The organism is Pseudoalteromonas ardens (assembly GCF_030125445.1).
Classification (GTDB): domain Bacteria; phylum Pseudomonadota; class Gammaproteobacteria; order Enterobacterales; family Alteromonadaceae; genus Pseudoalteromonas; species Pseudoalteromonas ardens.
This window is the reverse complement of sequence record NZ_JASJUV010000016.1, coordinates 1-6266: the sequence shown is the minus strand read 5'-3', so window position 1 is coordinate 6266 and position 6266 is coordinate 1. Positions and strand designations below refer to the sequence as shown.

Sequence of the window (6266 nt, the reverse complement as noted above, 5' to 3'; positions counted from 1 at the left end):
TATGGACGTACTGATGAGAGAGTTTGGTGCTTTGTTAGAAGGCATTGCCACAGGCCAGCCAGTCTCTGAGATCTTACCGCCGCTTGAAATTCAGTACGCCGATTATGCGCTGTGGCAGCGTAATTGGTTGAGTGGAGATGAGTTGCAAAGACAATCAAGTTATTGGCTTGAGCAATTGGGTGATTTACCTGTGACCCATTCACTTCCGCTAGACAGAGCCCGACCGGAGCAAATCTCCACCCAGGGCGGATATCAGGGAGTTTGGCTCGAATCCGAAACCATGCAGCAGCTGCAACGGTTGGCTCAGCAACAGGGCATGACACTATTTATGGTGTTACATGGCGCTTTTTCCCTGTTGTTGTCACGTCACAGTCGTGAGCGGGATATTGTGATTGGTACACCGGTTGCGAACCGTTCCCATGAAGCACTGGAGTCGTTGATTGGCTTCTTTGTTAATACCTTAGTATTGCGCCTGGATGTCGACCCTGAGGCCTCATTGCGTGATTATCTGAGTGCGGTGAAAACGGTGAATCTGGCTGCACAAGATCATCAGGATGTGCCCTTTGATATTCTGGTGGAGGAAATCAATCCACAGAGAAGTCAGCAGCACACACCTTTATTCCAAATCATGATGAGCTATCAGCGGGCCAGTGATGAGCAAAAAGCAGCACAGTCGGGACTGGAGTTTACTCCGTTATCTTCTGGCGAGGTGGTATCCAAGTTTGAACTGTCTCTGACCGCTACAGAGCACCATAATGCTGAAGGAAGTCGGTTATTCATTGCCTTTGATTATATCAAAGCGCTATTCGATGACAGTACTATCTCGGCGATGCTTGAGCGCTTCCAGTGCCTGCTCAAAAGTATGGTTGAGAGCCCTGATACGGCGATTGGTAAGTTGCCAATGCTGCCTGAAGATGAAGTTAGGCAATTACTGCAACGCCCCAGTGGAGCTGGTGATTTATCTTCTGCCATGCTGATCCACCATGAATTTGAGAAGCTGGCGGCACTTCAGCCAGATGCCACAGCCATAGTGTGTGGCGAGCAACAGCTTAGTTATGGTGAACTAAATATTCGCGCGAATCGTCTCGCCCATGTGCTGATTTCACAAGGGGTTACAGAAAATACTCTGGTGGGTGTCTTTGCTGACAAGTCGGCAGAGATGGTGACGGCTATTTTGGCCGTACTGAAAGCACAAGGGGCATATGTACCACTGGATCCAAGTTACCCTGCTGAGCGCCTCAATTACATACTGCACGACGCTCAGATCAATTTCCTGGTGTCTCAGTCAGCGGCTGATCAGCAATTGGATGTATCAAGGGTAGAGAACATCTGCGAGTTATATGACATCGCCTTTGCTCAGCGCCTGGCAGAAAGTGATGCATCAAACCCATATCCGTCGGTGGTATCATCACCCGACTCACTGGCTTATATGATTTATACATCGGGCTCGACCGGTAAGCCAAAAGGGGTGATGGTGACACACCGTAACTGGCTGCATTATCAGTTGGCTGCGAATCGCTTATATCAGATGCAAGATAGCGACAGAGTCCTGCAATTCTCCTCAATTTCGTTTGATATTTTTATTGAAGAGCTGAGTTTATCACTGTTAAGTGGTGCCGCTTTGGTGATCCCAGCGCCTAATCAATTGCTTAGTGCGAATGCATTCTGGACATTCATAGCCCGACACGAGGTTTCTGTGGCATCGGTGCCGACGGCGTACTGGCATGTTTTGTGTGAAGATGAGGCTTTAGCATCTGACACACACCATACCTCGCTGCGCTTGCTGGTTACCGGCGGTGAAGCGATGTCAGCAAGTCATGCAGCCCGATGGCATCAAAACCTGCAGAGCGACATTGTGCTCTATAACACTTATGGCCCAACCGAAACAACGGTCATTGCAACGGCCTTTGCCGTGGATAAGGAATGTGATCTGACCTGCGGTGTACCGATCGGCAATGCCATTGATGGTGTGCAATTGTTGGTGCTCGATAGCGCCCTCAATCTTGTGCCAACGGGCAGTGTCGGTGAGTTGTATATCCATGGCGGGACAGTGGCCAAAGGGTATTTTAATCAACCTGAGCTCACCAGTGAGCGTTTTATTCAAAACCCATTCCTTGATGACACGAATGCACGGCTGTACAGAACCGGAGATCTGGTTCGGTATCGCAATGATGGTCAACTTGAGTTTATTGGTCGGGTCGATGATCAAGTGAAAATTCGCGGTTTTCGGATTGAGCTGGGCGAGGTTGAGCAACAGTTATCTGTACTGGATGGCGTTAACAGCTGTTTGGTGGCAGCTGTTGAAGATCAGCCAGGTCAGAAAAGACTGGTAGCTTACGTGAAGCTGCACAGTGAAACTGCACAGCAGTCAGATGATGAGGCGCAGTTGTTGCAATCCCTCAAAGCCCAGCTTCAGGCACAGTTGCCTGAGTATATGGTACCCACGGGTTGGATGCTTATCCAGCAGTGGCCACTGACTGCGAATGGTAAAGTCAATAAAAAAGCTCTCCCGATCCCGGATGCGCTCAGCCAGCAGTCACAGTATGTAGCGCCGGCTAATCAAACAGAGCAACAGTTGGTTGAGATCTGGTCATCTTTGCTCAATATTGATGCAGAACAATTGAGTGTAGAGAGTAATTTCTTTGAAGCCGGGGGACATTCGCTGCTGGCAAGTCGCATGATGACGCGGATCCGAAGTCACTTTGATATTGATGTATCGGTGCGGATGGTATTTGATAACCAGACTATCCGTAGCCTTGCGAGCGCGCTTGCAAGCGCTTCCGGTGCTAAACTCCCACCATTAAAGGCACAGCCTAGGACTGCTCATATACCTCTGTCTTTTGCACAGCAGCGTTTATGGTTTATTGAGCAATTACAGGGTCCCAGCAATTTGTATAACATGCCATTTGGCATGCGCGTTTCAGGTACCTTACCGGCGCAGTTAATTGAGCAGGCACTGGCCGAAATTGTTGCCCGTCATGAAGTTTTACGAACCACGTATGGTGAGCATGACGAGGAGCCGGTACAGGTAATCCATGCGCCCGGCGACTTTACAATGGCTCGGGTGTCATTGACTACACTGAATACGCAGCAACAAGCACAATACATCAAGCAGGCGCTTAACGACGAAGCCATCACACCATTTGATCTGAGTCGGGATAGCATGCTGCGGGCACGATTATTGGTGTGTGATGAACAGGAGCAGGTGCTGCTGCTGACGCTACATCATATTGCTGCTGATGGTGTTTCCATTGATGTATTGATGCAAGAATTCGGTGCGCTGCTGGAAGGCCAGGGGGCTGGCCAGCCTGTGTCAGAGATTCTGCCACCGCTTGAGGTTCAGTATGCTGATTATGCAGCCTGGCAACGCAGTTGGCTCAGTGGGGAGGAGCTGCAAAAGCAGCGCGATTACTGGTGTGCTCAACTGGCCGAGTTACCAGCGACGCATTCGCTGGTGCTGGACAGAGCCAGACCGGCGCAGATGAGCCATCAGGGTGACCATGTCAGCGTATGGTTGGAAGCTGAGCAGTTGAATAACCTTAAGCAGCTGGCACGGCAGCATGATATGACACTCTTTATGGTGTTGCATGGAGCATTTGCTTTACTCCTGTCTCGCCACAGCAACGAACGGGATATCGTGATAGGGACCCCAGTTGCAAATCGCAGACACGAGGCGCTGGAGTCACTGATAGGTTTCTTCGTGAACACTTTTGTACTGCGTCTGGATGTCGACCCGCAGGCCTCTTTGAGTGAGTTCCTGCAGTCAGCAAAGGCTGTCAACCTGGCTGCCCAGGAGCATCAGGATATTCCATTTGAATTTTTGGTTGAGGCCTTAAGCCCTCAGCGTAGTCAGCAGCACACGCCACTGTTTCAGATCATGATGAATTACCTTCAGGTTCGGGAAGATGCGCGTGCCGCTCAGTCTGAACTGGCATTTACGCCACTGTCTTCACAGCTGGAAGTGGCTAAGTTTGACTTAATGCTTACGCTGACAGAGTATCAACACCAAAGTGGCGATAGACTATGCTGCCACTTTAACTTTGCGACAGACATCTTTGACCGTGACCGGATAGCCGCTATGGCTGAGCGTTTTGCGCTACTGCTAAATACGCTGGTTAAGAGTCCAGAACAGGAGATTGCATCACTCCCAATCATCACAGCAAAAGAATTTGATGCGCAGCTGAAAAAAGCGCATACGGAGTGCTTTGAACCTACTCAGGCTCGCTTGCTGCACGAGATCTTTGAACATCAGGTGACGCTGACACCAGATTCAATTGCGCTTGAGTGTGATAGTGGCTCGATGAGCTACCAGCAACTTAATGCACAGGCGAATAAACTGGCGCACTATCTCAGAGCTCAAGGGGTGAGTCATGAAACGCTTGTTGCGATATGTATGGAGCGCTCATTATCAGTGATCGTCAGTATACTGGCTGTGTTGAAAGCAGGGGGAACCTATGTACCATTGGATCCGAACTACCCAACTGCGCGATTGCAGCATATCTTAGGTGAACTAGATGATGGGTATCTGATCACCGCCAGGCAGCAGCTGTTGGCAGAACTTGTTCCTGATAGCATTCAGTCACATCTGATTGATCTACAGGCTTGTGCTGAACAGATTAAGGTTTGTGCCTCAGATAATCTTGTGCCGCTTGAAGCGCATTCTGCCTCTTCGCTGGCGTATATGATTTACACCTCCGGGTCCACTGGGCAACCGAAAGGTGTTATGCAAACACACCGGACGGTCAGCAATCTAGTATCTGCAATGTCATCTGAATACGGCTTATTGCCTGATTTACGTACTTTGCAGTTTACTTCAGTTTCATTCGACGTTTCTGTCCAGGAAATCATCACCAGTTGGTTCACGGGGGGATGTTTGCGTCTTATCAGTGCATCACAAAAAGAAGAGTTGAGTGGTTTACCTGCACTGTTAAATGATTGCAATATAGAGCGTTGCTTTTTACCTCCTGCGGTTTTTGAATTTATATGTGATTACGCTGCTGAGTTTGGCTGGGCAGCAGAGCATTTAAAAGAAGTGTATCTTGCAGGTGAAGCCTTGTCGTTAACACCTAATATGCTGCGCTTTGTGCAACTGCATCCGTATTGTCGTTTCTTTAATCACTATGGACCGACAGAAACACATGTTGCCACTGTGTGTGAGTTTACTAAGCGGGACTGCGAAGGGCCAGTGCCAATAGGACTGCCTATTGCAAATACTCAGTCTTATATTTTGACTGGCAGGCAGCTGACTCCGGATGGGTGTATCGGTGAACTTTACATCGGTGGTGATGGTTTGGCCCGGGAATACTTCTGTCGCCCTGAACTGACTGAACAGCGATTCATCGATAACCCCTTCAAACCTGGATTAATGTATAAAACGGGTGATCTCGTGCGCTTCGATAGCAATGGCCAGATAGAGTTTATTGGGCGAACCGATGATCAGGTGAAAATTCAGGGGTTCAGAATTGAATTGGGAGAGATAGAACATCAACTCTCATTGCTCGCGCACATTGATAGCGCGCTGGTTATGGTTATTCCCGATGAAGCGGGTACTAAGCGTCTGGTGGCATATATCAGGCGACACTTCTCAATTTCTGATGAAGCGTGGACAGATCGGGATCTGATTGGTCAGTGCCAGCAACAGTTAGCGTTGCAATTGCCTGACTATATGGTGCCCCAGACCTATATCTGTATTGAGCAATGGCCACTGACAGCTAATGGTAAAATCGATAAACGCGCACTGCCTCAGCCAGACAGGCTTGCTCAGCAAGCTGTGTATGTTGCGCCAGCTAATTCAACCGAGCAGGCACTGGTTACTATCTGGGGCGCTTTGTTAGGACTCGAAACAGACAGCCTGAGTGTCACTGCCAACTTCTTTGCACTCGGCGGCCACTCGCTGCTGGCTACCCGACTGGTGACACAGATCCGCGCTAAACTGGCACGTGAAATCTCGGTACGGGCGGTGTTTGATAACCAGACGATCCGCAGTCTTGCGAGTGCGCTTGCTGAAGCTGCGAGTGCTAAGCTGCCGCCACTGGTTGCACAGTCCAGAGCAGATCATATGCCATTGTCCTTCGCGCAGCAGCGCTTATGGTTTATCGAGCAATTACAGGGCCCCAGTAACTTATATAACATGCCTCTGGCCCTGCGTATTACCGGGACCTTACCGGCAACTCTGATTGAGCAGGCATTGACGGAAATTGTTGCCCGCCATGAAGTGTTGCGGACCACCTATTGTGAACAGGGCGAGCTGCCTGGGCAGGTGATCC

The 6266-nt window shown here is 49.6% G+C and carries 1 protein-coding gene; it reads left to right on the top strand.

Annotated elements, in window-relative coordinates:
* Window positions 1–13: 13 nt before the first annotated feature.
* On the top strand, window positions 14–6266 hold a 6253-nt coding region (locus QNM19_RS24395; protein WP_284027312.1), incomplete at its 3' end, for a non-ribosomal peptide synthetase.